We start from the raw sequence: 23,217 nt of genomic DNA, 5'->3' as shown, positions 1-23,217 counted from the left end.
ATGCGCGCGGCGTTCCTGTTCGCGGCGACGAGCGTGCTCGTCGCCGGCTGCGGCTCGTGCTCGCGGAAAGAGGAGACGCCGAGCGCCGACGCGGCGCCGGTCGCGACGACGATCCCGGACGCAGCGCCGCTCAACGTGACGACGATCCCGATCGCGCAGGTGCAGAAGGCGGTAAATCCGGAGAAGCTCCCCGCCTACGTCGGTCCGACCGGCAGCGTCGAGGGGACGATCCGGGTCGACGGGGCGCGCGCGAAGAGCCTCGGCCTCTCGCCCGCGACCTACACGCAGTGCCCCGCCGCCGAGGCGTTCTACGGGCGCGAGTTCCGCGAGGGCGAGCCGCCGCCGGACAAACCCGACGGGCCGCGGTGGCTCGCCGACGCGATCGCGATCGTGACCGGCTACTCCGGCTTCTTCGTCCCCGAGACGAAGGAGGCGCGGCTCGTGACGATCGAGGGCTGCGGGTACGCGACGCGCACGGTGACGATGACGTACGGGCAGCGCCTCGAGGTCCAGAACAAGACGAAGGAGTTCTGGACGCCGGACCTCGTCCCGCGCGATCCCGGCGCGCTGATGATGGCGACGCCGGGCGGCGATCCGACGAAGCTCTACCCGAAGCACCCCGGTCGTTACCAGCTCGTCGACCACGATCGGAAGTACGTCGTCGACGACCTCTTCGTCCTCCAGTATCCGCTCCACGCCGTGAGCGACGGCGCCGGCAAGTTCCGCATCGACGGGATCCCGGTCGGCAAGCGCAAGCTCACCGTGACGCACCCCGCGATCGCGGACGTGATCGCGCAGCGCGAGATCGACGTCCGCGACGGCGTCGTCACGCCGGTCGAGCTGATGCTCCACAACAAGGAGAGCGCGGGCCCGAAGGACGCCGGCGACGACTCCGGCTGGGTCCCGGTCCCGGGCCTGCATTGAGCGCCGGCGCGTACCGCGAGCCGGCCGACCTCCCATTTTCGACGCGCCAGCTCACGTGGATCGAGGCGACGACGACGGAGGCCGCCGTGCGCGCGAGCCTCGGCGGCCGAGCGCCGACGAGCCGCCGCGCCGCGCTCGATCGCGTGACGCGCGCGACCTTCGTGACGGCGGGCGCGCTCCTCGCCGGCGGCGGCGCCGCGATCGCGGCGGGCGTCACCGCGGCGGTGCTCGTGCCGGGCCTCCTCGTGCTCGCCGGCGGCGTCGTCCGCCACGCGCGGCGACCGCGCTCCGTGACCGAGGACCTGACCTTCGAGGTCGTCACCGCCGTCCCGCGCTTCGAGACGCGGACCGCGCTGAACCAGCAAGGCGAGTCGATCGTGTTCGAGAGCGTGAGCCTCGACGGCGCGACGATGACGTGGCCCGCCGCGCTCACCCCGCTCTCACGAACGCTCGCGCCCGACGAGGCGCTCCGCGTCGGCATCGCGAGGCGCGGCGCCTTCCGCTCCGTCGCCTGGGCGTACCCGCTCCTGCCGTGACGTCATCAGCGACTGGCAGGCGGCTTGCAGTCCGCGAGCGGCATGAACCGCATCGAACGACTCGAAGAGCTGGGGCAGAGCGTATGGCTGGACTACCTCGACCACGAGCTCCTCACGACGGGCGAGCTCGGGCGCATGGCGGAGAAGGAAGGGCTCCGCGGCGTGACGTCGAACCCCACCATCTTCGAGAAGGCGATCGCGAAGTCGACGGCGTACGACGCGGCGATCCGCGAGGCCGAGCCGGACGAGTCCGACGGGCACGTGCTCGAGGCGCTCATGACGCGCGAGCTGATGCGCGCCTGCGACGAGCTCCGCGCCTGCTACGAGCGGCTCGGGGGCGCGGACGGCTTCGCGTCGATCGAGGTCGACCCGACGCTCGCGAACGACACACCGGGGCAGATCGAACAAGCGCTCCGGCTCTGGGAGACGGTCGACCGCCCGAACCTCATGGTGAAGATCCCGGCGACGCGGCCCGGCGTCACCGCGATCCGCGCGTGCCTCGGCCACGGCGTGAACATCAACGTGACGCTGCTCTTCTCCGTGTCGCGCTACCGCGAGGTGCTGGAGGCGTTCCTCGCCGGCCTCGAGCACCGCGCCGCCGCGAACGAGCGGCTCGACGACGTCGCGTCGGTCGCGAGCTTCTTCGTGTCGCGCGTCGACGCGAAGGTGGACGCGCTGCTCGACGAGGCGAGCCCGCTCCGCGGCCGCGTCGCCGTCGCGAACGCGCGCCTCGCCTACGCCGAATACGAGAAGATGCTCGCCACGCCGCGCTGGAAGGCGCTCGCCGCGCGCGGGGCCCGCCCGCAGCGCCTCTTGTGGGCCTCGACGACACCGAAGCAGAAGGACGTCGCCGACACGTACTACGTCGACGCGCTCGTGGGCCCGAACACGGTCGACACGATGACACGCGAGACGCTCGAGGCGTTCACCGAACACGGCGATCCGCAGGACCGCTTGCACGGCGCCGCCGAGGAGGCGGAGCGCACGATGAAGGAGCTCGCCGCGGCCGGCGTCGACTTCGCGAAGGTCGCCGCCGAGCTCGAGGACGAGGGCGTCGCCGCGTTCGCCGAGTCGTACGAGGAGTCGCTCCGCGCCATCGCCGACAAGCGATCGTTTGGATCATCCGAGGCAGCGAAGGTGCGCCCATGGATCGGCTCTCCTCCACGGTAAAGGAGCACGAAGCGCGTGTAACTTATTGAATTTACACGAGCCCCACAGACTGACCTTCATGGTGTGACTTGTGCGCAGATGTGTTCATCATGCGCTCCCATCTGCTCTTCGTGTCGTTCTCGGCTCTCATCGCTCTTGGCATCGCCGGCTGCGCGACGGAGGCGGACGACGAGGATCAAGGCATCGAGGACGAGCTCAGGGCCGGCAGCAACAGCGACAAGTGGGTCTACAACGGGCCGCTCCCGCACCTCGAGAGCCCGAGCATCGTCATGTCGCGCTACACGCACACGGCGCGCGTCACGGGCTTCCTCCCGGCGGGCTACGACGCCTCGAGGCTCCCCTTCTACGCGAAGGACCAGGCGCGCCAGGTCGGCGGCCGGACGAAGATCGACGTCGTCTATCCGGTCGCGACCGGCAGCTCGTTCAACCTGCCGCGGGGCACGTACACGACGGAGCGCATCTGGGCTCGCCGCACGGACAGCTCGGCTCCGTGGGGCGGCTTCCCGTTCATCTCGTACGTGAACCCCGCGCTCTCACGCTCGGTGGGTGTCGCGTTCCACGGCCCCATCACCTCGTCCGACGGCGAGTGGGAGCTCGTTCGCGGCCCCGTCTCGCACGGCTGCAATCGCATGCAGGGTGAGCACGTCGTCGAGCTCGCGCACCTCATCGGCGTCGACATGACGACCAAGGTGTATTCGGGCAACACGAACGCCGCCAACATCGACATTCCGGTGAAGGTCCTCGTCGGTGAGTCCGACGTCTGGGAGGGTCAGAGCGTCGACGTCGCTTACAAGGCGCACTCCGGCGTGCGGCGCCCGACCACCAACGTGAAGATGTTCCGCACGTGGCGCTCGCAAGACTTCCCCTCGTGGGTCTGCCGCTACACCGGCAGCAGCGCGAGCAACATCCCCAAGGACTACTGCGCGCAGCAGGGCCATCGCAACCGCTTCGACGGAGTCGCGGGCCCCACGCAGGACGCGATCGACACGCCGCCGCCGGCGGGCTCGTGCGCGAGCGCGTCGCTCGGTCGGACGGTCGAGGAGAACACGTGCGTCCAGCGCAACCGCCCGGGCGACGTCGACGACCGCAAGTGGTTCCGCTGCGTCGACGGCGAGTGGGAAGGACCGACCACGCAGCCCCTGAGCTCGTGCGGGACGAAGTTCCCGGCCAACTGACAGGTCGCCCGTCAGCGTCCCGAGAGGAACGAGAGCTTCTGGAAGACCGCCTCGGGCGTGTTCTTCACGATCGGCATGATCGCGCTCCAGCGCGCCGGCACGAACGTGTCGCCCTCACCGGCGTCGATCGCGCGGACGCTGCAGCGCGCGACGAGCTGAGGCGTCGCGAAGAACGGGTTCTTCGCGTGGTCCTTCGTCATCGGCGTGTCGGTGGGGCCCACCTTCAGCGTCGTGACCGTCACGCCGGCGGGGTAGAGCCGCGAGCGCAGGCCCTGGCAGTACACGTTGAGCGCGCCCTTCGCCGCGCCGTAGGTGAAGTTCCGCGGGCGTCCCCGCTCCGCCGCCACCGACGTGATGACCCCGATCTTGCCGTGGCGCGCCGCCTCCATCGCGTTCGCGAGCGGGATGAGGAGCGAGACGACGCTGAGGAGGTTCGTCTTCAGCACGTCGTGCGCGGCCGCGAACGAGCGCTCGGTCGCGAGCTGATCGCCGAGGTCGCCGTGGGCGATGAGGACGACGTCGACGCCGCCGAGCTCCTCGAGGCACTCCGCGACGAGCGCCTCGTTCGCGTCGAGATCGCCAAGGTCCGCCTGCCGCGTCGTGATCGGCGCGCGCGCCGAGATGCGCGCCTGCTTCGTCACCGCGTCGAGCTTCTCGCGGTTCCGGCCGACGAGGTGGAGGCGGTCGCCGCGCGCGGCGTAGAGGTAGACCGCCTCCGCCGCGATCGCGGAGGTGGCGCCGAAGACGAGGACCTTCTGCTCGGCGGGAGCGCTCATCAGAACCCGATCTTGCGCATCACGAAGCGCGGGAGGAAGCGGATGACGAGCATGACGAGCGCCCAGATGCCGGGCGTGTAGACGAGCGGCTTCTTGGCGTCGATCGCGGCGATGACGTCCTTCGCGACCTGCTCCGGCTCGCCCGCGAACGGCGGCGGCTTGAGGCCCGCCGTCATGCCCGTCTTCACGAAGCCGGGCTTCACGCACGTGACGTGGAGGCCCTGCGCGTGGAACTTGTGATCGAGGGCCTCGAGGTACACCGCGAGGCCGCCCTTGCTCGATCCGTAGATCGCGACCGGCTTGCGACCGCGGTCGCCGGCGACGGACGAGAACACCGCGAGCGAGCCCCCGCCGCGCTCGAGGAGGCGCTTCCGCACGTGCTCGCAGAACACGACCGTGTGGGCGTAGTTCACGGTGACGAGGCGGCGCGTGAGCTCGACGTCGTTCTCGAGCGCCTCCTGCGACGCGAACATCGCGGCGGTGACGATCATCGTGTCGAACTCGCCGAGGAACGCGTCGGCCGCGTCGAGCGCGGCGGCGAACCCGTCGGGGTGCTCGAGGTTGCAGACGACGTGGCCGATCTCGGCGCGCTTCGGGTGCCGCTCCTTCAGGTCCGCCGCGCTCTTCTTCAGGTCCTCGGCGTCGATGTTCATCAAGAACACCGCGTCCCCTCGCTCCGCGAGCTGCCGCGCGATCGCACGCCCGATCCCCGTCGTTCCACCGAAGACGACCGCTTTCACGGCCCCGCTTATGCCCGAAAACGCGGGCGCTGTCGCGGGCGAAGCACGGGCGGTACACCGCACCCATGCCGCCGCAGCCGACCCGACGCTCCTAGGGCGAGTGTCCGTGCGCGGCGATCGCGCGCGACCACGCGTCGGCGGTCGTGAGCAGCGGCTCGGCGGGGAGCGTGGCGAGCTTCTGCGCCTCCGCGAGCTGGGCGGGGGTCATGTCGTCGATGGCGCCGACGAAGCGCTCTTCCCTCGTGATGCGGCAGTACATGCAGACCGTCGCGACGAAGACGCGGCCCGCGTCGACGCACGCCATCGGCGCGTTGTCCATCGCGTGCGCGCGCTCCGACAGCGCGACGAGCTTGCACGGCGTCTGCGGCGGGGGCCCGCCGTGGAACGACCGCCGCGCGACCGCGAGCTTGCCGGACTTCCCGCACGCCGCCGCGGTGCTGCACGGCCCGCCGAGCGCGGGCATCGGATTCGGATCGTCGATCATCAGCTCGCCCGCGGGATGCCGCGGCCGCGGCTCCGGTTGCACCTGGGTCTGGGTCTGCGCCGCCGCCGAAGCCGACGACGGCGGCAGCGGCGGCACCCGGAGGTCGTTCGCCGGCGCCGGCGGAGGAGTCGAGGTGGTGCAGCCGGCGAAGAAGACGACGGACCCGAGGACGACGGCGCGCATCATGCCGCGATCCTATCTCGTCGCGCGCCGTCGGTCGCGTGGCGGTCAGACCTGGAGCGTCGCGTCGCCCGGCTTCCAGTCGATCGGGCAGAGGCCGCCCGTCTTGAAGGCGCGGAGCGTGCGGAGCGTCTCGTCGACGGAGCGGCCGACGTCGAGGTCGTTGACGAGGGCCATGCGGAGGAAGCCCTTCGGATCGACGAGGAAGGTGCCGCGGAGCGAGTGCCCCGCCTCCTCGATGAGGACGCCGTAGCGGCTCGAGACCTCGCGCGTGATGTCGCTCGCGAGCGGGTAGCGCAGCTCGCCGAGCCCACCTTGCGCCGGCGGCGCCTGGATCCACGCGCGATGCGTGAACACCGAGTCGGTGGAGACGCCGAGCACCTCGGCGCCCTCGGCCTTCAGCTCTTCGTAGCGATCGCTGAAGCCGCGCAGCTCGGTCGGGCACACGAAGGTGAAGTCGAGCGGATAGAAGAGGAGGACGAGCCATTTGCCGGCGTAGTCGGCGAGCGACACCGGCTCGTCGAGCGTCCGCATGTTCTTCGTCGAAGGCATCTTGAAGTCGGGCGCGGGGCGGCCGACGAAAGCGCGGGGCTCGGTGGTCGTGTTCATCTCGTCTTCTCCAGAGGGGTTCAAGTCACGCGAAGGTTTCAGGCGTGGACGCGAAGGTGCGCGAGCGAACCCGCCGCGCGAACGAAGCGGAGGCGCGGGAAGCGCGCCCAGCTTCCCTCCTCCGTGAGCAGCTCGAGGACGCCCGACGGCCGCGCGCGGAGCGGGGCGCGCTCGTCGAAGTCACAGACGATCTCGACGCCGGCGTCGCACGCGCGCGACACGTTCACGAAGAACGTCTCGATCGCGGACCGCGGCGCGCCGACGAACCCGCCCTGCACGGCGACGAGGGTGGGGATCTGCGCGAGGCGGCGCATCCAGGCGTTGCAGGCGACGCCGCAGCACGCGGTGATGAGGTGGTGCGGATCCGCGCACTGCGTGTCGGCGAGGAACTGCGCGACGCCGGGCACCTCGACGTCGATCCAGCGGAGCAGCCCGTTGTCGATCCGCGAGAAGCGGGTGCAGAGGCCGGAGAAGAAGCCGATCCCGAGCCCGTGCGGATGGCGCTCGAAGAACTCGCGCGCGACGTCGTCGATCTCCATCGTCCGCGCGAGCGACGACCGCAGTCGCTCCTCGCCGAAGGCGAAGGGATCGAGGTCGAGCTGCATGAGCATCGCCTCCGCGCGCACGTCGATGAACCCGAGCTCGGTGAACCGCGTCCGCGCCACCGCCCGCGCCGCGAGCGCGACCGCGTCCGCGCCGGGCACCTGAATGGGCGCCGTCTCGTACGCGCCACGGTGCGCCCCACCGTGGACGTGCCCCACCGGCCCCACGACTCCACCCTTCACGTTCGCCATGAGAAGGAAGCTAACGTTATTGAAAACGACTTTCAAGTTCATTTTCCCGGTGCCGGCAGCGCGGCATCAGCGGGACGCGAGACGATGCGCGGCGCCGCGACGCGCCTTACGGATCCGTCACCGCGCGCGTGACCGGCGCGTCTTGGGTATGACGAGGGGCCTCCCCGCCGCGGCACGCGCAAGCCATCGCCGGAGCTTCGAGACATCGCCGCATTCGGCGATCGCGCGACGCAGCGTCTCCGAGACCTTCACGCCCTGGGCCTTCAAGACCAGCTCGAGCGCGGCGCGCGATGCCTCCAGCGTCCCCTCCTCACGGCCCTCTTCACGGCCCTCTTCACGTCCCTCTTCGCGTCGCACCTCGAGCGCTTCGACGATCACGGGGTTGCCCTTCGCGAGCAGCGCGCGGGCGACGGCGTCGTCGACCTGAGCGGCATCGAGGAGCTCCCGAACGGCGAGCGGCCGGACGAGCGCGACGTCGTCAATGACCGCGTCGCGGTGGAGCGGCTCCCATGTGTTCGTGCGGCGAGACCACTCCAGGACGCGCCTCTCCTTGACGAGGATGCAGAAGACGCGCCGAACGCCGCGGCCGATGAGGTGCCGCGCCTTCTCCGTCGGGACGCTGAGACGCTGCTCGCTCGTGACCTCGAAGGCGAGCTTCTCGAGCCGCCGTCCACCCGTCGACGGATCGGGACCGCTCGGATAGATGCTCACGTCCGGGGCCATGTCGCTCGGCGGACCCGTCCGCGTCAGGAGGTCGACGGCGCACGTGTACTTGGGTTTGGCGTGGATCCGCAAGAGCGTGTCGATGTCGGAGTGCTTCGTCGCGTGCGGCGGATCGGCTGGCGCGGCGAAGTACTCGATCCCGTCGATGTACTCGAGACGCGTCTCCGGAGGCGCAAGACGATCGTCGATGCGCGGGAGCGGCTCTCTCCCGGGCAGACGCGCCGAGCGATCTTCGCCATATCCTGGCATTCGCGCTCCGCGACCAGACGTGAGCACCTTTCGCATGCTCGAAGCCTAGCATCTCGCCACCGACCCGCCGCGTTCGGCTCAGCGGTACGGCGCGTCGGTGCGGCGCTCGCCGCGGGACTCGAGGAGCCACCAGAAGAACAGCTCGACGCTGGTGAGGAGCGTCCGCGGGTCGGGCGCGAACGGCGCTCCTTCGAGCGTGACCTTCTCGACCGTGTGGACGTCGATGCGCGGGAACGCGGCGCGCACCGCGCGGAGGCCCTCGAGGTCCGCCGCCTTCTCGAGCTCGCCCCACGCCGCGCGCGGCAGCGGCGCGCCGCGGAGATCGAGCTCCGCCGCGATGGTGCCGTCCACGTGCGTCTGGAGGCTCACGCCGATCGTGCGTTGCTCGCCGCCGACGATGCGCGTGCTCATCGTGATCCCGTGGATGGCGGGGAGGTGCGGGAGCAAGAACGCGTTCTGCTCGCGCGCGGTCGCGGTCCACGCCGGCGCGGCCGCGGCGTGGGCGGGCGCGAACGGGAGCGCCGAGATCGCGCTCGCGAGGATCTCCGCGCGCGCCTTGGTCCAGCGCGCGAGCTCCACCATCGCGTCGCTGCCGTCGTTCGCGAGCGGATGGCGGACTCCGAGGTAATGGTCGGAGAGCCGGAGCTCGCTCGCCGCGTCGAAGCCCGAGAGCACCGCCGCGAAGAACGTCTTCAGCGCTTCGTCGGCGACCCGCGCGCGATCGGCGTCGACGCGGAGGAGGTACTGCGCCGCGAGCGACGACGGGAGGAGCGGCGACTGCCGGAACCCCTCCAGCATCCCGAGCGGACGCAGCGTCGTCCCGAGCTCGACGTCGGGGAACTGGAACGCGATGTCGAGGCCGATCTTCCCCTCGCGCGGTCCGTCCTCGACGACGACGCGCACCGGCCCCACCATGCCCTCGACCAGCACCGGCAGGCGGCCCTGCGCGAAGCCGGTCGCCTGCGCCATCCCCGCCGCGAGGCGGACGAGCCGCTCCGCCCCCACCGGCCCGGCGCCGCCGGCGCGATGGATGCGCGAGCCCGCGGGCAGGACCTGGATCGGCAGCTCGAAGGAGGGATCGATCGCCCACGGGATGTCGGCCTCGACGACGACGAAGACGTCATGATCGATGAAACCGTTGCGGAACGTCGGCGGCACGTACACCGGGTTGTAGGCGACGCTGAACGGGACGCTCTGCCCCGAGCGCAGCACCTCCGCCGGGATGCGGATCGTCGAGCCGTGACCGCGCCGCCGATCGCCGCGCGCCATCTTGATCGTCGCCATGCTCGCGATCGCGATCGTGAGCGCATCGAACCGCGCGCCGTGGCCGCTCCGCAGCGCGATCTGGCCGGTGAGCGGCTCGCCCGCCGCGATGCAGTTGCTGTCGAGCGTGAGGTCGACGACGAGGCTCTCGTGGAACCCGGCCGGCGAGCGCGTCGCGAGCGGCTGCCCCGTCGCCTCGACCGGCGCCATCATCACCACCGGCGCGACCGTCGTCTTCGGATCGATCGCCCAGTCGACGTCGATTCGCACCTCGACGACGTGGCTGAGCGAGCAGTCGTTCCCCTTGTACGGAGGCGGCAGCCACGGCGGCAGATCGATCGCGAACGGGAAGCTGTAGTTGCCCGCCGCGAGCGGCTTCGTGCGATCGAGGTCCATCGTCAAAGGCGAGACGAAGAGGTCGCGCCGATAGACGCTGCGGTTCTTCCCCGACCCGTACCCCGCCACCGCCTGCGTGCGGAAGAAGAGCTGGACCTGCTCCGCGCGCGGGATCGGCTCCGGCACCTGGATCTGCAGCGTGCCCTCCGCCCGCGTGCCGGGGACGACGCCGCCGGAGGGGAGCAGCACGGTGAAGAATGCGTGCGGAAAGAGCGCCATCGCGCGATTCTACGTCGAACCATGCGGAAGCTCCTCTACGTCGTGCTCCTCCTCGCCGCCGGCTGCGCGGAGAAGCAGACCACCGCGAACGAAGGTTCGTCGATCGCCGCGCCGCCCGACGTCGCCGCCGCGCCGAGCGACGCGCAGAAGACCGCCTCCGGCCTCGCTTACAAGACGCTGATCCCGGGCAAGGGCACGCGTCATCCGAGCGCGACCGACACCGTCACGGTGCACTACTCCGGGTGGACGCCCGACGGGAAGATGTTCGACAGCTCCGTCACGCGCGGCGAGCCGACGTCGTTCGGCCTCGACCGCGTGATCGAGGGCTGGACCGAGGGCGTGCAGCTCATGGTCGAAGGCGAGAAGACGCGCTTCTGGATCCCGAGCGCGCTCGCCTACGGCGACAACCCGACGCGCGCCGGCGCGCCGGCCGGCCCGCTCGTGTTCGACGTCGAGCTCCTCTCGATCCAGTAATCAGCGGTACGGCGAGTCGGCCCGGCGCTCGCCGCGGACGTCGGGGCCGTCGACGCGCAGGCGCGGGAACACCGCGCGCACGTCAGTCTACCGCTGCTCTTCGCTCGCCTCCTCCGCCGGCGCTTCGTGCAGCGCGACGCTCTTGCGGCGGGGCTGGACGAGCGGCTCCGGCTTCGGGGCGGGGCGGGTGTGGAGGCGCTCCTTCCCCGCGTCGATCCCGCCTTGCTGCTGGAGCGCGAGGCGGTCCTCGTCGCGCTGGCGGAACTCCGCCTCGAGCTCGGCGATCCTGTCCGGCGTGCGCTCGAGCGACTCGAGCGCGGCGCGCGCGAACGCGATCGCGCTCTCGTAGGTCTCGCGCATGTGGTAGTCGATGCCCTTCGGGACCAGCTCGAGGACGTGGCCGCGATCGAACGCGCGGACGTAGAGGCGCGCGAGCGGGAACGCCTCGCGCGCGATCTCGACCGTCTTCGTCGCCGCCTCGGGCTTGTCGACGCAGACGCAGATGAGCGTCGCGCGCTCCGCCCCCGCCGCGCGGAGGACGTCGAGGCGCTGCCCGTCGCCGAAGTACACCTTGAAGCCGAAGCGCTCGGCCGCCTCGATCATCTCGATGTCGTTGTCGATCGCGGTGATGTCGACGCCCTCGGCGAGAAGCATCTGGCTCACGATCTGCCCGAAGCGGCCGAAGCCGATGAGGAGGACGGAGCCGCCGGCGCCCTCGAAGTCCTCGTCGCGCGTGCGCTGCGTCTTCGGCACGAGCCTCGGCGCGAGGGCGACGAGGAGGGGCGTGAGCGCCATGCTCATCGTGACGAGCGTGACGAGCAGCGTCGACTGCTCCTGCGGCATCACCCTCGCCGCCACCGCGGTCGCGAAGAGCACGAACGCGAACTCGCCGCCCTGCGAGAGGAGCGCGGCCGACATCACCGCGGTCTCGTGCGTGCCCTTCGTCGCGCGGACGAGGCCGTACACCACCGCGATCTTGATCACGGTGAGGGCGACGAGGCCGCCGAGGAGGAGCGCCCAGTATTGCGGGATGAGGCGGAGGTCGACGGACATGCCGACCGAGACGAAGAAGAGGCCGAGGAGCAAGCCGCGGAACGGCTCGATGTCGGCCTCGAGCTCGTGCCGGTAGCTCGACTCCGCGAGCATGATCCCGGCGAGGAACGCGCCGAGCGCGGAGGAGAGACCGACCGCGGTCATGAGCCCGGCCGCGGCGAGGACGACGAGGAGCGCGGCCGCGGTCATGATCTCGCGCGCGCCGGTGCTCGCGAGGAGCCTGAAGAAGGGGTTCAGCAGGTAGCGGCCGACGAGGATCACGACCGCGAGCGCGCCCGCCATCTTCAGCGCCGAGAGCCACACCGGCACCGGATGCTCGGCCGCGACGGGCGAGAGGAACGCGACGAGCGCGAGGAGCGGCACGACCGCGAGGTCCTGGAAGAGGAGGATCGCGAAGGCCTTCTTGCCGTGCGGCGCCTGGACGTGCCCGCGCTCGGCGAGGAGCTGCATCACCATCGCCGTCGAGGAGAGCGCGAGCCCGAGCCCGGCGACGAGCGACGACTGCCAGGCCCAACGCGCGACGAGGAGCGGGTACAACATCACGAGCGGGCCGGTCAGGACGACCTGGAGGCCGCCGAGGCCGAAGATGTCACGCCGCATCGACCACAGGTGCGAGAGCTTGATCTCGAGGCCGATCACGAACAGGAACAGGACGACGCCGAGCTCGGCGAAGTGCATGATCGACGCGGGATCGTCGAAGACGCGGAGGCCGCTCGGCCCGATCGCGACGCCGGCGGCGAGGTAGCCGAGGATCGATCCGAGCTTCGCGCGACGGAAGAGCGGGACCGCGACGACGCCGGCGGCGAGGACGACCATCGCCTGGGTGAGGAGGGAGCTGTCGTGCTCGGAGGCCATCGCGCCTTACTCCGATGCGAGGGCGCGCTCGGCGGGGGTGCGCGCGACGGCGAGGAGACGCGCGCGCGCGGGCGGGACGTCTTCGGCGCGGCCGGACTTCTTCGCGATCTCGACCGCGACGGCGGCGACGAGCGGATCGGCGGGCGATCCCGCGAGCGCGGCGCGGAGGGCGGCGAGGGCGCCGCTCGCGTCGGGCGCGGGCGGCACGACGAGCGCGGCGCGCGCGAGCGCATAGGCGATGAGCGGCTCACGCTCCGCCGCAGGCGCGAGGCGAGCGAGGAGCGCACGCGCCGGCGCGCCGCTCGGATCGACGACGGTGTGGAACAACAGCGCGTGCTTCGCGTCGAGCTTCTCCGGCGAGAGCGGCGGCGCCGGCTCCCGCCGCCGCGCGGCGACCTCGAGCCGGAGCTCGATCGGCAACGACGCATCCGCGAGCGCGCCGCGGACGGCGAGATCGACCGCGACCGGGCCGACGACGCCATCGTGCGGCGCGATCCCATCCGGCTCGACCCGCGCGACGAACCCCCGCGCCGCCTCGACGTCCCCCCGCCCCGCCAACCGCGCCGCCAACCCGAGCACACACGCCGCCGCCGGCCGATCCGTCGCCGCGACGACCGCATCGGCGAGCCCCCCGCCCAGCTTCGCCGCATCAGCGCCGCCGCCCGGCTTCGCCGCATCACCGACGCCGGGCGGCTTCGCGGCAGAGGCGCCTGGCTTCGTTGCGTCGGTGAGGCGGGCGCCGGTTGCGGCGAGGACCATCGCGGCGCCGCTGTTGGCGGGGTCGGCCTCGAGGACGCGGCGGGCGAGCGTGGTCGCGATCGCGTCCTCTTCGAGCAGGAGCGCGCGGCCGGCGACCTCGGCGAGCGCGACGTGGCCGCGCAACGCTCGACGCTCGGCGGCCCTGACGTCGCCGCGCGCGAGCGCCTCGTCGATCGCGAGGCGCGCGACGGTTGCATCTTGCACGCGAACGGGCCCCAGCTCCGCCGGCGCGTCGGCGAGCGCGGCCGCGACCGCGCGGGCGTGGCCCGTCTCGCCGTCGCCGAGGAGCTCGAGCGCGCCGGCCTCGACCTCGCGCGCGCGGAGCGGCGACACGCGGAGGAGGCCCGCGAGCCCGCGCGCGACGAGCACCGCGTCGTGATGCGCGCGGCCCCACGCGAGGAGCGCGTCCCACGCCGCAACGCGCTCGCCGCTCGCCACCGTGAGCGCGATGGCGCGCTCGCGGGCGGCCGGACGCGCGCGCGCGAGCGTGATCCACAGCGCCTCGAGCGACGGCTCGCGATCGGCGCGCCCGATCCCGTCCATCGTCGCGATCGCGGCGTCGCCATGCCCGCGCAGCGCCGCGCAGCGCGCGCGGGCGGCGAGGAGCGGCGCGTAGGTGCGATCGACCTTCGCCGCCTTCGCGAACGCGTCGTCCGCGCCGCGCCCCTTCGGATCGAGACGGCAGCGCACCGCGCCGATGCGCACGAGCGGCTCCGGATCCTCGTCGTCGTCCTCGCGCGCGGCCTCCTCGAACGCCGCGAGCGCCGTCTTGTCGTCCCCGGCCTCTTCCGCGAGCACGCCGCGGAGGTACGCCGCGTACGCCTCCGAAGGCACGAACGGCCCCGACACGACGCGCCCGTTGTAAACACGCGCCACCCGCGGCTCGAGCGCACACCCCGCCACGAGCGCAACGACGGCCCCCACGAGCGCAACGCGACCGATCACGCATCCCCCTTCAACGCCGCGATAACCGCGACCCCGAGCGCAACGCGACCGATCACGCGACCTCCTTCAGGGCCGCGACGAGCGCCTCGTTCTCGGCGTCGGTGCCGATCGTGATCCGGAGCTGTGAGGCGAGGCGGCCGCCGGCGGCGTGGAAGCTCCGCACGAGCACGCCCTTCGCGACGAGCGCTTCCCAGACCTCGCTCGCCGGCCTCCGCGTCTTCACCCACACGAAGTTCGCGCCGCTCGGCGTCACCCCCCACCCCGGCAGCGCCGCGATCGCAGCCGCCACCTCCGCGCGCGCCGCCACGACGCGCGCGACGTCCTTCTGCACGTCGTCCCACGCCTCCTCGAGCACCGCCGCCGCCGCGGCCTGGCTCGTCGCGCTCACGTTGAACGGCTGGCGCACCTTGTCGAGCTCGGCGACCAGCGCCGCGTCGGCCTCGAGCCAGCCCACGCGCAGCGCGGCGAGCCCGATCTTGCTCACGGTGCGGAGCACGCCGAGGTTCGGGAGCTCCGCGCGCCAGCCGCGCACAGAAGCGTCTGGGCCCGCGTAGTCGACGTACGCCTCGTCCGCGACGACGAGCGCGGACTCCGACGACTCGACGAGCGCGCGCAGCCGATCGCGCGAGACCTGGTTGCCGGTCGGGTTGTTGGGGCTCGCGACGAACACGACGTTCGGACGCATCATCTCGATCGCGCGCTTCATCATGCCGACGTCGAGGTCCCAGCTCGCGTCGAGCGGCACCTCGACCGGCTTGTGGCCGTGGCCGCGCGCGGTCACGCGGTACATCACGAAGGTCGGCGTCGGCGCCAGCATCACCGGCTGCGGCGCGCGCTCGCGCGGCCGGGCGAGGCCGGTGAGGAGGAGCGCGATCACCTCGTCGGAGCCGGAGCCGACGAAGAGCTCCTCCGCCCGCGCCCCGGTCCGCCGCGCGATCGCCTCCTTCAACCGCAACGCGCGCGGATCGGGGTAACGCTCGAGCGCGACGCCGCCGATCGCGCGCATCACCGCGTCGCGCACCGCCGGCGACGAGGACGGCGGCGCCTCGTTCGCGTCGAGCTTCACCTTGATCCCCGGCGGATCGTGGGGGACGTACGCCTTCAGCTCCTCGAGCTCGGGGCGGCAGAGCGCCTGGAGCTCCACCTCCGCGACGAGCCGGCGCGCCTCGAGCAGCGTCATCGCGTCCGGTAGTCGCCGCCGTCGCCGAGGTCGGCGTGGCTGACGTCGTCCATCGATCCGCGATCGGGCGGGATCTGGCCGTGGCCCTCCGCGACGCGCAGGCGCTCCGCGATCTCGATGATGCGCCGCTCGACGCGCCCGAAGACGCTCCCGGCCGGGAAGCGCCCCGACGGATCGCGCTCGCCGGCGGGGACGCCGGTGAGGATCTCCACGCCCTCGGAGATCTTCTGCACCGCGTAGAGGTGGAACTGGCCGTCCGCCACCGCGCGCGCGACGTCCTCACGCAGGACGAGGTGCTCGAGGTTCGCGCGCGGGAGCATGACGCCCTGCCGCCCGTTGAGCCCCCGCGCGCGGCAGAGGTCGAAGAAGCCCTCGATCTTCGCGCACACGCCGCCGATCGCCTGGATCTCTCCGAGCTGGTTGACGGAGCCCGTCACCGCGATCCCCTGATCGATCGGGATCTCGGCGAGGGCCGAGAGCACGCCGTAGAGCTCGGTCGACGACGCGCTGTCGCCGTCGATCTCGCCGTAGCTCTGCTCGAACGCGATCTGCGCCTTCAGCGAGAGCGGCCGCTCCTGCCCGAACATCTTCGCGAGGTAGCCGCGGATGATCGCGACGCCCTTCGTGTGGATCGCGCCGCCGAGCTGCGCCTCGTGCTCGACGTCGACGATCCCCTCCCGCCCGAGCGCGACGACGGCGGTGATGCGCATCGGTTGACCGAATTCAACGTCTCCAGCGGAATACACTGAAAGGCCGTTTACAACACCTACCCTGAATCCCTCGGTATCCAGGGAGACCTCGCCACGGAGGGTGAGCTCGCGGATGTGGCGCTCCGCGGCGCCGGCGCGGTCGCGGCGCTCGCGCCAGGCGATCTCGACGTCCTCCGCCGTGACGACGCTCCCCTTCCCCACCGCCGAGGCCTTGAACGGACGCGGCACCTGCGACGACGGACCGACCTCGTCCCAGTCCGCCACCCCCTCCGCCCGCGCCGACGCGAGCGCGCCCGCGAACGCGGCCGTCTCCTCCAGCGGCGAGAGGAAGACCGAGAGCCGCTGCCGATCGCCCGCGAGGCGCGTCGCGAGGTCGAGGAGGCGCGCGCGCGCGGAGCGATCGAACTCGCCCCACTCCCGCTGCTCGGCCATCGCCATCAGGTAGGCGTCGAGCGCCTTGAGGTTCTCGGGGGTGCGCTGGATCGAGTGCTCGATCTCGACCTTCACCCGGAAGAGCGCGGCGAAGTCGGGGTCCGCGTCGAGGAGCGTGGCGTAGACGTCGGGCGCGCCGACGAGGACGACGCGGACGCGGATCGGCACCGGCACCGGCTTCAGCGTCGTCGCGTAGAGGCCGAGCGGCCCGAGCGGGTCCTCCGCGCCGATCCGGCGCTCGCGCAGGACGCGCTTCATGCGCTCCCAGATGATCGGGTCCGTCATCAGGTCCGTCGCGCGGACGACGAGGACGCCGCCGGACGCGGTGTGGAGCGAGCCGGCGCGGATGCGCGTGAAGTCGGTGAGGAGCGCGCCGAACCGCGCGCGGCGCTCGAGGTACCCGAAGAGGTTCGGGTAGGTCGGGTTCGTCTCGTAGACGACGGGCGGCGGCGAGTCCTCTTCGTGCGCGACGAGGAGGTTCACCTTGAAGCGGCCGAGGCGCGTCGCGTGCTCGGGATCGTGATCGGCGGGCTCGGCCTCGACCTTCTCGATGCTGCCGTCCTCGTTCTGGATCATCTGATGGGGCTGCTCGACGAAGTCGGCCCAGTCCTCGATCAGCGCCTTCTCGCAGCCGTCGAGGTAGGTCGCGACGTCTTCGCCGAAGTCCTCGAGCAGCTTCTTCACCTCGCCGAGCGCGCGGCGGATGACGGTCTCGGCGAGGCGGTTCATCGCCTCCTCGCGCGCGGCGTCGAACTGCGCGCTCTGCTCGCGGACGCGGCCGGCCGCCTTCTCGACCTCGGTCGTGAGGCGGTCCTCCGCCTCGCCGAGCGCGCGCTTCGTCACGTCGTCGAGCGCGCCGAACTGCTCGGCCGAGAGCGGCTTGCCGTGGAGGATCGGGAACGTCTGCACGCCGCCCTGCACCGCGCGGATGCCGAAGCCGAGGTTCTTCGCCGTCGACTCGAGGCCGGTGAGGACCTCCTTGTTCTTCGACTCGAGCTCGCGCGCGAGCTTCTGCGTCGCGCGGCGCACCTCGTCGTGCGCGGCGATGGCGGGGATCTCGTCTTTGAGCCGATCGATGAGCGCGTCCATCGCCGCGACGAGGGTGCCGCCCGACCCGGCGGGGAGGACGAGGGGCTTCGGCGCCTCGGGTTTGTCGAAGTCGTGGACGTAGACGATGTCGGGCGGCGTCGGCCGGCCCTGCGCGAACTTCTCCGCGAAGCCGACGATGTCGTCCTCGATCATCACCTCCGGGAGCGCGGAGACGAAGACATGGAAGGAGGGCTCCCGCGCGGCGAGACCAAGCGCGAGCGCACGGCGCGCGACGGTCGGCAACATCTCGAAGAGGCCCCCGCTCGCGGCCGGCTTCTCCGGGAGCATCGCCGGATCGGTGCGCTGCGTCGCCTGTTCGGCGGAAATGCGGAAGGGATCGCGACCCGATCCCGGTTGCGGCGAGAGGTTGGCGTCGAGCCAGGCCTTCACCGGGGCGCTCATCGATGTGGGTGCGTCGCTCGGCTCCCGCCGCGGAGCCTCCCCGGTCCCGCCGCCTTCGGGGCGCGCCCGGCCGTTGGACTTTGCGCGTGAACGCGGCTTCGAATCAGGGCCGGGACGGCGCTGGGGCATGTCCCTCGATGCTAACAGACCTCAGTTGTCCGAACAGACCAAGAAGGTCTGTCCGCGTCCGCGGAGGTCCGGTACGATGGCTCGCGGATGGCGCGTCTTATCCTCGCGACAGCGGAGGGCCAGCAGGCGATCGAGCTCCGGCCGATCAACAGCCTCGGGCGTCACCCGAACAACTCCATCCAGCTCCTCGACAAGATCGTGTCGAAGGAGCACTGCATCCTCGAGCAGCGCGACGGCGGCGTCGTCCTCCGCGATCTCGGCTCGCTCAACGGCACCTACGTGAACGGCGAGCGCGTCCGCGGCGAGATGATGCTGCGCCACGGCGACGAGATCGCGCTCGGCTCCACCCGCGCGCGCTTCGACGACGGCCACGGCCCGCCCCTCGACTTCAACGCGCCGCTCCCGCACGGCGGCATGGCGCAGCCGCACATCTCGCCGGGCGCGATCCAGCATCACCACCCGATGCCGGGGTCGAACCCGCAGATGGCGAACCAGCTCGGCGGCATGGGCGGCGGTCCGATGAGCCCGCAAGGGCCGTGGAGCAAGGGGAGCGTCCCGCCGCCGACGCAGCAGCCGTCCATCCCGGGCCAGGGCATGCACCCGGGTCACGGCCCGATGGGCACGATGGGGATGCCGAGCGTCCCGCATCCCGGCAGCCAGCAGCCGCGCCCGCCGTACCCCTCGTCGCCGTACAACCAGGCGGTGCATCCCCCTCACCCCGGCGGGGCGGGGCAGTCCGGCGGCTATCCCCCGCACGGCGGCGCGGGGCGACGCCCGCCGAGCTTCGGCGGCACGCGCGTCGACGTGCTCGACAGCGCGCGCGCGATCGGCACGCAGATCAACGCGCAGCAGAAGGGCTTCCTCCCTTACGACCAGCTCGCCCACGATCCGCAGCAGATCCGCGTCGACTACGAGCGCCTCCGCCTGACGTGGGAGCTCACGCGCGACATCGGCCTCGAGCGCGACCTCGATCAGCTGCTGCACAAGATCCTGATGTCGCTGTTCAAGTTCGTGAACGCGGACCGCGCCGTCATCCTGCTCCGCGAGGGCGACGGCTCGCTCGCGCCGAAGGCCGCCCACCGCCGCGACGGCACGGATTCACCGATTCAGGTGTCTTCCACGATCCTCAACCACGTCATCCAGGAGCGCGCCGCGGTCCTCACCCACGACGCCTCGATGGACTTCGCGTCCTCGAAGGGCAAATCGATGATCCTGAACCGGATCTCGAGCGCGATCGTCGTGCCGCTCCTGCACGAGAAGGACGTCCTCGGCGCGATCTGGCTCGACTCGGAGTCGCTCGCGCAGTTCCAGCAGAAGGACCTCGAGCTCCTCACCGCGGTCGCGAACCAGGCGGCGATGTTCATCGAGAACAACCTCCTCGCGAAGAAGATCGAGCAGGAGATCGTCAACCGCGAGCGCTTCAGCCGCCTCCTCTCGCCGAACGTCGCGGAGCAGGTCCTCTCCGGCAAGCTCGAGGTGAAGAAGGGCGGCGTGCACGTGCCCGAGTGCACGGTGTTCAACTCGGACATCCGCGGCTTCACCCGCATGTCGGAGGGCGCCACCGCCGGGGTCATCAACGACCTCCTGAACGAGTACTTCGAGGCGATGGTCGAGACGATCTTCAAGTACGAAGGCACGCTCGACAAGTTCATGGGCGACGGCATCATGGCCTTCTGGGGCGCGCCGGTGCACCGCCAGGACGACGCCGTGCGCTCGGTCCAGTGCGCGCTCGACCAGATGGAAGTGCTCGGCAAGTTCAACCGGAAGCGCGTCGAGAGCGGCCATCCCCCGCTCGCGGTCGGGATGGGCCTCCACACCGGTCCGCTCGTCGCCGGTTACGTCGGGAGCTCGAAGGCGATGAGCTACACCGTCATCGGCGACACCGCGAACACGAGCGCGCGCCTCTGCGGCATCGCCCTCGCGGGACAGGTCATCGTCAGCGAGTACACCCTCGCCCGCCTCGGCCCCCGCTTCGAGGTCGAGGAGCTCCCGCCCGCCGCGCTGAAGGGCAAGGAGAAGCCGCTCCGCATCTACAACGTGAAGCGCGAGAAGCCCTCCGCGGTCGCGAAGGTCGGCTGATCGCCGCGCCGCGCGACGATGCCGCGGAGGTCACGGCCGTGTCCAGCGACAGGACCCGTTCGATCGGCCGGCGCGGCGCGCCGTGCGAGAAAATGCCGTCATCACGCGAAGATCCTATCCGGCACGCGCGGTGCTTCGTGACCGGCCATGAGGGAGCTCGGTCCTGGTGCACGGCTCGGTCGTTACGAGGTCCTCGCGCCGGTGGCCGAAGGTGGGATGGCGCGCGTCTGGATCGCGGAGCAGACCGGACACCTCGGGTTCCGCAAGCTCGTCGCGCTGAAGACGATGCGTCCGGAGCTGCTGCGCGACCGCGCCGGGCGCGCGATGTTCGTCGACGAGGCGCTCCTCGCGTCGCGGGTCCGGCATCCGAACGTGGTCGAGATCCACGACCTCGGATGCGAGGGCGAGGTCGTGTACCAGGCGATGACGCTCGTCGACGGCGCCTCGCTGGACGAGTGGCTCGCGGGCGCGAGCCTCCCCGTCGCGGTCGCGATCCGGATCGCGCTCGACGTGCTGCGCGGGCTCCACGCCGCGCACGAGGTCCGCGGCGACGACGGCGACGTGCTCGGGCTCGTGCATCGCGACGTCTCGCCGTCGAACATCCTCGTCGGCCTCGACGGCGTCGCGAAGATCTCGGACTTCGGCATCGCGAAGGCGAAGGAGCGGCTCGCGGAGGAGACGCGCGCGGGCGCGATGAAAGGCAAGCGCGCGTACGTCGCGCCGGAGCAGCTCGACGGCTGCGCCGCGACGCGCCGGAGCGACGTCTTCGCCGCCGGCGTCGTGCTCTGGGAGATGCTGACCGGCGAGTACCTCTACGGCAAAGGCGGCCGCGCGTCGCTCGGCCTCGCGCGCCTCGCGGTCCCCGATCCGCACGCCATCCGCGCCGAGGTGCCGGGCTCGATCACGGCGGTCGTCCTCCGCGCGCTGCGCGAGGACCCCGAAGACCGCTACGCCACCGCCCGCGAGATGGCCGACGCGCTCGAGGACGCGGCGCACGCGGAGGACCTCGACGCGTGCCACCAGGACGTCGCGTCGCGCCTCGAGCTCGACCTCGGCCGCACGCTGCAGCGCCGCCGCGCAGCCCTCCGCGACGCCCTCCGCCGCGGCCGCCCCGCCCCTCCGCGCCCGCGCCCCGCCGCCGAGCAAGACGACGAACCAACGACCACGTTCGAGCGCTCGCACACGAGCCCGCATCCCCGCCGCGCCACGCCGAACCGCACCTCCGCGCGCCCACGCACCACCTCGAACACAACACCCCCGAACACGGGCCACGTCGACGCGCGCGCCTCCTCGAGCCCAGCGCACACGAACGCCGCGCGCGCCACGAACCCAGCGCATCCGAACGCAGCTCGCCTCGACTCGCGCGCCTCCTCGAGCCCAACGCACCCGAACGCCGCGCGCGCCACGAACCCCGCGCGCCCGAACGCCGCGCGCCACTCCACCCCAGCGCGCTCGAACGCGGGCGCGATCGCGATGCCGCGGAGCGACTCTGCGCTCCTCGTGCATCCCGCGCGGGCGGCGTGTGCGACGCGTCCGAGCATGGGGGTCGCGTCGCCGCTCGGTCGTGCGCGACGTGCGAGCGTCGAGTGCCTGCCCACCGCGGTGAGCGCGCAGCTGCCGCTCATGATCCCGATGCCGCCGGCGCCTCCCCCGCCGGCGCCGCGTCCGCCGCGGCTCGCGCTGCGCATCGCGGTCGCGCTCTGCGCGTGCCTCGCCGTCGTGAGCATCGGCACCGCCGCGTCGTCCTCGCCCTCGCCGCCCGCGGCGCTCCGCCACTGAGCGCGAGCGTGGCGCACAGCGCCGCCGTGACACGCGAGCGGGACAATGTGCATCGCGTCACGAGCGCGATCGTCCGCGAGCCCGCCTCCCTGCGCGCGATCCCGCCGCGGGACGCGCGCGGTATGGGCGATGCAACCGTCGGTCATCACCATGAAGAACATCTCCAGGATGATGACCAAAAGGAACCTGAACACCGTGCTCAAGGGCGTCATCGCGGCGATGCCTGCGATCCCGTACATCATGAAGCCGAAGAGGACCCCGATCGCCGCGTACGTGGTCGGCGGCATCGGCTTCGCGGCCCTCGGCGGCATCGCGGCGCTCTTCTTCTTCTCGCCGAAGACCCGCGTGAAGGCCCTCAACGTCGCGAAGGAGAGCTACGGCAAGGTCAGCGACAAGATCAGCCACCTCCACCCCGTCCAGAGCCTCCTCGAGTCGTCGAAGTCGAAGTCGGACGAGGGCCAGGTCGCGAACGGCTTCGGCGGCCACTCCGACTTCCAGCCCGCGACCACCGGCCTCTGAGCCGCCGCGACCGAACCCGCCCCCAACGATCCACAGATCCAACGAATATCCCGAATCGCATCGTCATGTCGTCGCCGCCGTCGTCTCGCCTGTCCCCGTCCCTCCTCGCCGAGCTCTACGAGCTGGAGGAGGACGCCTACCGCCTCGCGATCCGGGAGGCGAAGCGCATCGGGAGCGGACCTCCGGCGGCGGCGCTCCGCGCGGTCGCGGCGCACGCGAGCGAGTCGCTCGACGACCTGCGCACGAAGGCGAGGGAGCGACGCGTTCGGATCGGATCGTTGGGGGCGCTCGCGCTCGACACGCTCCACCGCCTCCGCGACGTCGCGGTCGATCCCTTCGTCGACCACGAGCACGCGTACCGCCGCGCGCTCACCGCGCTCCATCGCAGCATCGACCTCGTCCGGGTGGAGGAAGCCGCCGCGCGCGAGGAGGGCGACGACGCCCTCGCGGACTGGTGCATGCGCTGGCTCCGCACCCGCGAGCGGCTCGTCGGCGCAGCGTCCGACGAGCTCGCGTGGTTCGGACGACACCCCTTCTTCGCCCGTCTCGCGCCGACGTGATCGTGATACGAAGA

The 23,217-nt window shown here is 71.7% G+C and carries 20 protein-coding genes; 9 read left to right on the top strand and 11 right to left on the bottom strand.

The window, feature by feature from the left end; all coding sequences use genetic code 11:
* The 4 genes from KF837_39505 (at nucleotide 1) to KF837_39490 (ending at nucleotide 3,805) form a co-directional block, all read left to right on the top strand.
* A complete protein-coding gene (locus KF837_39505; protein ID MBX3233476.1) occupies nucleotides 1-924 on the top strand; it encodes a carboxypeptidase regulatory-like domain-containing protein in 924 nt (307 codons plus the stop codon).
* Nucleotides 921-1,460 (top strand): hypothetical protein, encoded by a 540-nt coding sequence (locus tag KF837_39500; protein ID MBX3233475.1) that lies wholly within the window; start codon nucleotides 921-923, stop codon nucleotides 1,458-1,460. Before KF837_39505 ends, KF837_39500 begins: the two co-directional genes overlap by 4 nt.
* A 42-nt stretch (nucleotides 1,461-1,502) precedes the next feature.
* Entirely contained in the window at nucleotides 1,503-2,630 is a 1,128-nt protein-coding gene (gene tal, locus KF837_39495) for a transaldolase (protein MBX3233474.1), read from the top strand.
* 89 nt (nucleotides 2,631-2,719) lie between these two features.
* Nucleotides 2,720-3,805: a L,D-transpeptidase gene (locus tag KF837_39490; GenBank protein MBX3233473.1), complete on the top strand. Its 1,086-nt coding sequence runs from the start codon at nucleotides 2,720-2,722 to the stop codon at nucleotides 3,803-3,805.
* 11 nt (nucleotides 3,806-3,816) lie between these two features.
* Here the strand turns inward: KF837_39490 and KF837_39485 are convergent, their stop codons facing one another.
* From KF837_39485 to KF837_39455, 7 genes are all read right to left on the bottom strand, one after another.
* Nucleotides 3,817-4,581: an SDR family NAD(P)-dependent oxidoreductase gene (locus KF837_39485; protein ID MBX3233472.1), complete on the bottom strand. Its 765-nt coding sequence runs from the start codon at nucleotides 4,579-4,581 to the stop codon at nucleotides 3,817-3,819.
* Nucleotides 4,581-5,321, bottom strand: coding sequence for an SDR family NAD(P)-dependent oxidoreductase (locus tag KF837_39480; GenBank protein MBX3233471.1), 741 nt, complete (start codon nucleotides 5,319-5,321; stop codon nucleotides 4,581-4,583). Before KF837_39480 ends, KF837_39485 begins: the two co-directional genes overlap by 1 nt.
* 91 nt (nucleotides 5,322-5,412) lie before the next feature.
* Nucleotides 5,413-5,991, bottom strand: coding sequence for a hypothetical protein (locus KF837_39475; GenBank protein ID MBX3233470.1), 579 nt, complete (start codon nucleotides 5,989-5,991; stop codon nucleotides 5,413-5,415).
* A gap of 42 nt (nucleotides 5,992-6,033) precedes the next feature.
* Nucleotides 6,034-6,594: a peroxiredoxin gene (locus KF837_39470; protein MBX3233469.1), complete on the bottom strand. Its 561-nt coding sequence runs from the start codon at nucleotides 6,592-6,594 to the stop codon at nucleotides 6,034-6,036.
* A 38-nt stretch (nucleotides 6,595-6,632) separates the two neighbouring features.
* A complete protein-coding gene (locus tag KF837_39465) occupies nucleotides 6,633-7,388 on the bottom strand; it encodes a hypothetical protein (protein MBX3233468.1) in 756 nt (251 codons plus the stop codon).
* A 117-nt stretch (nucleotides 7,389-7,505) separates the two neighbouring features.
* The gene (locus KF837_39460) at nucleotides 7,506-8,396 is read right to left on the bottom strand and encodes a Uma2 family endonuclease (protein ID MBX3233467.1); all 891 of its coding nucleotides are present in this window, start codon (nucleotides 8,394-8,396) and stop codon (nucleotides 7,506-7,508) included.
* A gap of 42 nt (nucleotides 8,397-8,438) precedes the next feature.
* On the bottom strand, nucleotides 8,439-10,238 hold the full coding sequence (locus KF837_39455) for a hypothetical protein (GenBank protein MBX3233466.1): 1,800 nt from the start codon (nucleotides 10,236-10,238) through the stop codon (nucleotides 8,439-8,441).
* A gap of 21 nt (nucleotides 10,239-10,259) precedes the next feature.
* Here KF837_39455 and KF837_39450 point away from each other — a divergent pair, with 21 nt between their 5' ends.
* A complete protein-coding gene (locus tag KF837_39450) occupies nucleotides 10,260-10,712 on the top strand; it encodes an FKBP-type peptidyl-prolyl cis-trans isomerase (GenBank protein ID MBX3233465.1) in 453 nt (150 codons plus the stop codon).
* A gap of 87 nt (nucleotides 10,713-10,799) precedes the next feature.
* Here KF837_39450 and KF837_39445 read toward each other — a convergent pair whose 3' ends face one another.
* The 4 genes from KF837_39445 to KF837_39430 all read right to left on the bottom strand — a co-directional run bounded on the left by KF837_39445 (nucleotide 10,800) and on the right by KF837_39430 (nucleotide 18,137).
* Nucleotides 10,800-12,620, bottom strand: coding sequence for a monovalent cation:proton antiporter-2 (CPA2) family protein (locus tag KF837_39445; GenBank protein MBX3233464.1), 1,821 nt, complete (start codon nucleotides 12,618-12,620; stop codon nucleotides 10,800-10,802).
* 6 nt (nucleotides 12,621-12,626) lie between these two features.
* Complete coding sequence (locus tag KF837_39440; protein MBX3233463.1) at nucleotides 12,627-14,255, bottom strand: hypothetical protein; 1,629 nt, start codon at nucleotides 14,253-14,255, stop codon at nucleotides 12,627-12,629.
* A gap of 121 nt (nucleotides 14,256-14,376) precedes the next feature.
* Nucleotides 14,377-15,504, bottom strand: a complete 1,128-nt coding sequence (gene hisC / locus KF837_39435) for a histidinol-phosphate transaminase (protein ID MBX3233462.1) — start codon at nucleotides 15,502-15,504, stop codon at nucleotides 14,377-14,379.
* Entirely contained in the window at nucleotides 15,501-18,137 is a 2,637-nt protein-coding gene (locus KF837_39430; protein ID MBX3233461.1) for an AAA family ATPase, read from the bottom strand. Before KF837_39430 ends, hisC begins: the two co-directional genes overlap by 4 nt.
* Before the next feature lie 216 nt (nucleotides 18,138-18,353).
* Here KF837_39430 and KF837_39425 point away from each other — a divergent pair, with 216 nt between their 5' ends.
* The 4 genes from KF837_39425 (at nucleotide 18,354) to KF837_39410 (ending at nucleotide 23,203) form a co-directional block, all read left to right on the top strand.
* Nucleotides 18,354-20,345 carry an FHA domain-containing protein gene (locus KF837_39425; GenBank protein MBX3233460.1) on the top strand — a complete coding sequence of 664 codons (1,992 nt, stop codon included), beginning with the start codon at nucleotides 18,354-18,356 and terminating at the stop codon, nucleotides 20,343-20,345.
* 147 nt (nucleotides 20,346-20,492) lie between these two features.
* A complete protein-coding gene (locus tag KF837_39420; GenBank protein ID MBX3233459.1) occupies nucleotides 20,493-22,124 on the top strand; it encodes a protein kinase in 1,632 nt (543 codons plus the stop codon).
* A 168-nt stretch (nucleotides 22,125-22,292) separates the two neighbouring features.
* Nucleotides 22,293-22,643, top strand: coding sequence for a hypothetical protein (locus KF837_39415; protein ID MBX3233458.1), 351 nt, complete (start codon nucleotides 22,293-22,295; stop codon nucleotides 22,641-22,643).
* 65 nt (nucleotides 22,644-22,708) lie between these two features.
* The gene (locus tag KF837_39410; protein ID MBX3233457.1) at nucleotides 22,709-23,203 is read left to right on the top strand and encodes a hypothetical protein; all 495 of its coding nucleotides are present in this window, start codon (nucleotides 22,709-22,711) and stop codon (nucleotides 23,201-23,203) included.
* Nucleotides 23,204-23,217: the final 14 nt, after the last annotated feature.

The sequence above is a fragment of the Labilithrix sp. genome, from assembly GCA_019637155.1.
Classification (GTDB): Bacteria; Myxococcota_A; Polyangia; order Polyangiales; family Polyangiaceae; genus Labilithrix.
This window is presented reverse-complemented; position numbering and strand designations above follow the sequence as displayed.

Excerpts from the sequence above, each read along its gene's own strand:
- KF837_39430 (MBX3233461.1), bottom strand. The coding sequence starts at position 18,137 with ATGAGCGCCCCGGTGAAGGCCTGGCTCGACGCCAACCTCTCGCCGCAA.
- KF837_39415 (MBX3233458.1), top strand. The coding sequence starts at position 22,293 with ATGATGACCAAAAGGAACCTGAACACCGTGCTCAAGGGCGTCATCGCG.
- KF837_39470 (MBX3233469.1), bottom strand. The coding sequence starts at position 6,594 with ATGAACACGACCACCGAGCCCCGCGCTTTCGTCGGCCGCCCCGCGCCC.
- KF837_39485 (MBX3233472.1), bottom strand. The coding sequence starts at position 4,581 with ATGAGCGCTCCCGCCGAGCAGAAGGTCCTCGTCTTCGGCGCCACCTCC.
- KF837_39460 (MBX3233467.1), bottom strand. The coding sequence starts at position 8,396 with ATGCGAAAGGTGCTCACGTCTGGTCGCGGAGCGCGAATGCCAGGATAT.
- KF837_39465 (MBX3233468.1), bottom strand. The coding sequence starts at position 7,388 with ATGGCGAACGTGAAGGGTGGAGTCGTGGGGCCGGTGGGGCACGTCCAC.
- KF837_39410 (MBX3233457.1), top strand. The coding sequence starts at position 22,709 with ATGTCGTCGCCGCCGTCGTCTCGCCTGTCCCCGTCCCTCCTCGCCGAG.
- KF837_39420 (MBX3233459.1), top strand. The coding sequence starts at position 20,493 with ATGAGGGAGCTCGGTCCTGGTGCACGGCTCGGTCGTTACGAGGTCCTC.
- KF837_39475 (MBX3233470.1), bottom strand. The coding sequence starts at position 5,991 with ATGATGCGCGCCGTCGTCCTCGGGTCCGTCGTCTTCTTCGCCGGCTGC.
- KF837_39490 (MBX3233473.1), top strand. The coding sequence starts at position 2,720 with ATGCGCTCCCATCTGCTCTTCGTGTCGTTCTCGGCTCTCATCGCTCTT.
- KF837_39505 (MBX3233476.1), top strand. The coding sequence starts at position 1 with ATGCGCGCGGCGTTCCTGTTCGCGGCGACGAGCGTGCTCGTCGCCGGC.
- KF837_39425 (MBX3233460.1), top strand. The coding sequence starts at position 18,354 with ATGGCGCGTCTTATCCTCGCGACAGCGGAGGGCCAGCAGGCGATCGAG.
- KF837_39445 (MBX3233464.1), bottom strand. The coding sequence starts at position 12,620 with ATGGCCTCCGAGCACGACAGCTCCCTCCTCACCCAGGCGATGGTCGTC.
- KF837_39455 (MBX3233466.1), bottom strand. The coding sequence starts at position 10,238 with ATGGCGCTCTTTCCGCACGCATTCTTCACCGTGCTGCTCCCCTCCGGC.
- tal (MBX3233474.1), top strand. The coding sequence starts at position 1,503 with ATGAACCGCATCGAACGACTCGAAGAGCTGGGGCAGAGCGTATGGCTG.
- KF837_39450 (MBX3233465.1), top strand. The coding sequence starts at position 10,260 with ATGCGGAAGCTCCTCTACGTCGTGCTCCTCCTCGCCGCCGGCTGCGCG.
- hisC (MBX3233462.1), bottom strand. The coding sequence starts at position 15,504 with ATGACGCTGCTCGAGGCGCGCCGGCTCGTCGCGGAGGTGGAGCTCCAG.